Here is a 4,538-nt window from a genome sequence, read left to right on the forward strand (position 1 = left end):
TTGATAATGTCGTTGGCAAAGATGAATACCATGAGTGCGAGCAGGAATACCATGCCTACTTTTTGCGCAGCTTCCAGGAATTTATCGGAAGGCTTTCTGCGTGATATCATTTCGTAAGTGAGGAACATTACGTGACCACCATCGAGTGCCGGTATAGGTAACAGGTTCATAAATGCCAGTACCAATGACAACACACCGGTGAGTGACCAGAAGCGATCCCACTTCCATTCTGCTCCATAAGCCTGCATGATACCTATAGGACCAGACAATGATTCCTTCGGAGAAAGTACACCGGTAATCACTTTACTAAACGCAGTGATCTGTGTCTTTAATGTTTGGAAGGCACGCTCTGTACCCAGCGGTATGGATTCAACAAAACCATATTTGATACTTACCTTTCCTTCATCGAGATAATGCTCAGGTTCCATCGGGTAAAAACCAACGGACTTCATTCCTTTAAAGTATTCGCGATAAGCGATCACCTGTCCGTTTCTTACAATCTTGAAAGATATAGAGTCGGCATTACCGGCTTTGTGTGCCTGTATCAGTTTGTGTGCTTCATCAAAATATACTACAGGCGTTCCGTCTATTTCCGTAAAGAGGTCGCCTTTTTGTAAACCGATCTTTGCAGCCAGTGTTTCTTTTTCAACCTTGCCGATCATCGGAGGAATGCGGTAGTCAATGAAGTTGGCAGCATTCTCTTTTTTATTGAACTTCTGAATGAAGTTAGCCGGTATATTTATATCGATCAGCTTACCATCGCGTTCAACAGTATAGTAAGCATCGTTGGCCAGTAGTGTCTGTGGCTTCACGATATCGGTAAGATATTTAAAATCTTTACCATTTACTTTCACAATCTTGTCGCCAGTCTTCAAGCCGATCTCTTCACCGATCGGTCCAACCTGAAAACCACCACGATTGTTGATAGCATCTTTTAATATATAGGTATCGCCAAATGCGAATGTTATACCGATAAAGATGAGAACACCTACTATAACATTTACAACTATACCACCGAGCATTACAATAAGGCGTTGCCACGCTGGCTTGGAGCGAAATTCCCACGGCTGCGGTGGTTGATTCATCGCATCTGTATCGAGCGACTCATCGATCATTCCGGAGATCTTTACATAGCCACCGAGTGGTATAGCACTGATGGCATATTCTGTTTCACCTTTTTTAAAGGACCAGATTTTTGGCGGAAAGCCAATGGAGAACTGCTCTACGCGCATGCCGAAATATTTAGCAGCCAACAGGTGCCCGAGCTCGTGCACTGCCACCAAGAAAGACAGGCTCAACAGAAGCTGAGCCAACATAATCATCCAATCCATTCGTTATCCGTTATCGTTTTTAAAATCTTTTTCAACTGCGTTACGAACACAACTTACACCGAGCGGATCATCTCGCTCGCTCTTACGCGTGTTTCACGATCGGTATGTACATAATCCTCATAAGAAGGATTAACCACATAATTCATTTTCGCGAGGCATCGTTCAACTATATCCGACATTTCGAGAAATCCCACTTTATCCTTCAAAAACCCAGCCACAGCTATTTCATTGGCTGCGTTAAGCACACATGGCATATTCCCGCCCTTGCCGAGCGCCTCGAACGCCAATGCAAGATTACGAAAAGTTTCCGTATCCGGTTTTTCAAAGGTGAGTGAAGGGTATTGCGTAAAGTCAAAACGCGGAAAATCCGATTTCAGTCTGTCAGGGTATGTCATGGCAAACTGGATCGGCACCCGCATATCAGGCAGTCCGAGTTGTGCCTTCATTGAACCATCTTCAAATTGCACGAACGAGTGTATAATAGATTGCGGATGCACCACTACCTCCACTTGTTCTGTTTTTAAACCGAAAAGCCACTTCGCTTCAATTACCTCCAAGCCTTTGTTCATGAGCGAAGCTGAATCGATGGTAACTTTAGCGCCCATGCTCCAGTTAGGATGTTTGAGTGCCTGAGCCTTTGTTACTGTGATCAGTTCTTCACGTCTCTTTCCGCGGAATGGTCCACCGGAAGCAGTGAGTACAATCTTTTCAATTTTATTATGAAACTCTCCTACTATACATTGAAAGATAGCCGAGTGTTCTGAATCAACCGGGTAAATATTAATACCCTTCTCGCGTGCAAGCTTGGTAATGAGATCGCCAGCTACCACCAGCGTTTCTTTATTGGCCAAGGCTATAGTTTTGCCTGCTTCTATAGCTTTGATGGTTGGCCTCAGTCCGGAATATCCCACCAAGGCTGTAAGCACCAGGTCAATGGTATCCATTTGTACAACGTCTGCCAATGCTTTTTCGCCTGCATATACTTTGATGTCTTCCGATGCCAGGCTTTGTTTTACGTGCGCGTAATGCTCTTCATTGGCAATTACAACAGCATTGGGTTTAAACTTGCGGGCCTGCTCTATCAAAAGGTCGGCATTGTTTTGCGCGGTGAGTACTTCCACTTCCAACGCATCGGCATGCGCGGCTATAACTTCCAATGCTTGTGTACCGATCGATCCGGTAGAACCGAGTATCGCAATGTGTTTTTTATGGCTCAAGGGTCTGTGATGCTTGATGAATACTGATTTCTTTTCTGCTGTATAATCTACGTATACAGTCGTTGAAACGGATGTTTTGAGCGGAATTGATATTCATGCACATTCCGCAGGTTATGCAAAAGTATAAATAAGTTCGTTATGATTCACGATGGCCGGGTTGCGGCTACCGCAGTTGGAAAGCATCCAGTGCATCGGCAATCTTCCGGTCGTTTGAAAGACGTGGTACTTTGTTCTGACCTCCCAATTTTCCCTGCGACTTCATATAATCGATAAAAGCATTTCGCTGCAGGCTTGTAATGATCAATGGTTCCAGAATATTGCCGGAAATCAGATCATCATAATACACATTCAGCTTGCGCATCTGCACATCAAGTTCTTTGGAGAAGGCCTGCATATCACTCGGAGCTTTGGCAAACTCTATGAGCCACTGATGATGCGGCATGCCTTCTTTCGGAGCTACATTCGGGGCCACAGTAAATTCGATCAGCTCCGTATCCGGAAATTTTTCCATGGTATATTTCATGGCTTTCTCCACTTCTTCACCAATCACGTGTTCACCAAAGGCCGATATAAAATGTTTGATGCGACCACTAACAATAAGTTTATACGGATTTTTGGAAATGAATTTTACCGTATCGCCAATGGAGTATCCCCATAAACCAGCATTGCTGTTGATGATGAGCGCATAGTTTTTCCCGAGTTCTACTTCTTCTATACTAAGCCTGGTTGGATTGTCGTTGAAGTATTCTTCTGCCGGTACAAATTCAAAGAACATTCCGCTGTTGAGTTGCAGCAACAATCCCGGTTCTTTTTGTGAATCCTGATAGGCTATAAATCCTTCGGATGCCGGGTATGTTTCGATCGAATCTACTTTCTTGCCGATACTGTCAAACAATTTAGCACGATAAGGTTCAAAGTTTACTCCGCCATATACGAACATGGAAAAATTCGGAAATATATCTTTGATCTTTTTACCGGTGCGTGCCTGCAGGCGATCAAAGTACATTTGCGCCCACGGTGGTATACCGGAGATGAGCGTCATGTTTTCTTTTAATGTTTCATCAATGATGCGCTCCAGTTTTTCTTCCCAATCGTCAATGCAATTGGTAGTATAGCTGGGCTTCTGATTGGTGCGCAGATACGATGGCACATGATGATTGGCTATACCGGAGAGTCGCCCGACTTTTATACCGTTCTTCTCATCCAGCTCAGGACTACCCGAAAGAAAGATCAATCCTCCATCTAGGAACGAAGCATTTCCGGTTTCATGTACATAGCTCAACACTGCGTTGCGCGAGTTATTGAAATGATAGGGAACAGAATCTTTAGTGATCGGTATATATTTAGTACCCGATGTTGTGCCCGAAGTTTTTGCCAGGTATAGCGGTTTACCTTTCCACAGAATATCAGCTTCTCCTTTTACCATGCGATCGATATAGGGTCGTAACAATTCGTAATCGCGAATCGGCACGCGTTTCTTAAAATCATCGTATGTTTTAATCGATGCAAAGTCATGATCTCTGCCAAAAGCAGTAGACTTACCTTGTTCTACCAGCGCGTGCAGTATCTGCATCTGGTATTTGCCCGGCTGCAGCGACCACTGGCGCGTTTGTGAAGCTATATAGGAGGCAAAAGGTTTTGCCAGAAAAGAGCGGATTCCCATAGTGCACAAAACTAACAAAATCGGTCAATCGTTACTTATCTCCGGATAGAGAAGAAAGACTATCTTTAACACTGTAAATTTCAATGTATGGATTTACTGATCAGGCATCGTGTTTTTGAAGAAATGGACGACACAGAGTTTTATGAACTCTGCTCGCAGAATCGTGACCTGAGGTTTGAACGCAATCCCGATGGAAATATAATCGTTATGTCACCCGCCAGTTCAGTTTCAGGAGATCTTAACAGTGAAATCGACTACCAGCTACGCAAGTGGAACAAGGAATATAAGCTTGGAAAATGTTTTGACTCGTCAGCAGGATTTACTTTG

General features: G+C 43.9%; 4 protein-coding genes. 1 reads left to right on the plus strand and 3 read right to left on the minus strand.

Annotation, left to right across the window (positions count from 1 at the left end):
- The 3 genes from rseP to VIN08_RS27520 all read right to left on the minus strand — a co-directional run.
- Positions 1-1,331 (minus strand): RIP metalloprotease RseP (gene rseP, locus VIN08_RS27510; RefSeq protein ID WP_331972765.1); only part of this gene is annotated, 1,331 nt, incomplete at its 3' end.
- Positions 1,332-1,384: 53 nt separating this feature from the next.
- A complete protein-coding gene (locus VIN08_RS27515; RefSeq protein WP_331972767.1) occupies positions 1,385-2,548 on the minus strand; it encodes a 1-deoxy-D-xylulose-5-phosphate reductoisomerase in 1,164 nt (387 codons plus the stop codon).
- Positions 2,549-2,711: 163 nt separating this feature from the next.
- Entirely contained in the window at positions 2,712-4,211 is a 1,500-nt protein-coding gene (locus VIN08_RS27520) for a GH3 auxin-responsive promoter family protein (RefSeq protein ID WP_331972769.1), read from the minus strand.
- An 87-nt stretch (positions 4,212-4,298) separates the two neighbouring features.
- On the opposite strand from VIN08_RS27520, the gene VIN08_RS27525 reads away from it, so the two are divergent.
- Positions 4,299-4,538: Uma2 family endonuclease (locus VIN08_RS27525; RefSeq protein WP_331972773.1), on the plus strand; the 240-nt coding region annotated here is incomplete at its 3' end.

This window comes from Ohtaekwangia sp. (assembly GCF_036568665.1).
GTDB lineage: Bacteria > Bacteroidota > Bacteroidia > Cytophagales > Cyclobacteriaceae > Ohtaekwangia.

What these genes read in the sequence shown, in the direction of transcription:
- VIN08_RS27520 (WP_331972769.1), bottom strand. Translation starts at nt 4,211, where the DNA reads ATGGGAATCCGCTCTTTTCTGGCAAAACCTTTTGCCTCCTATATAGCT.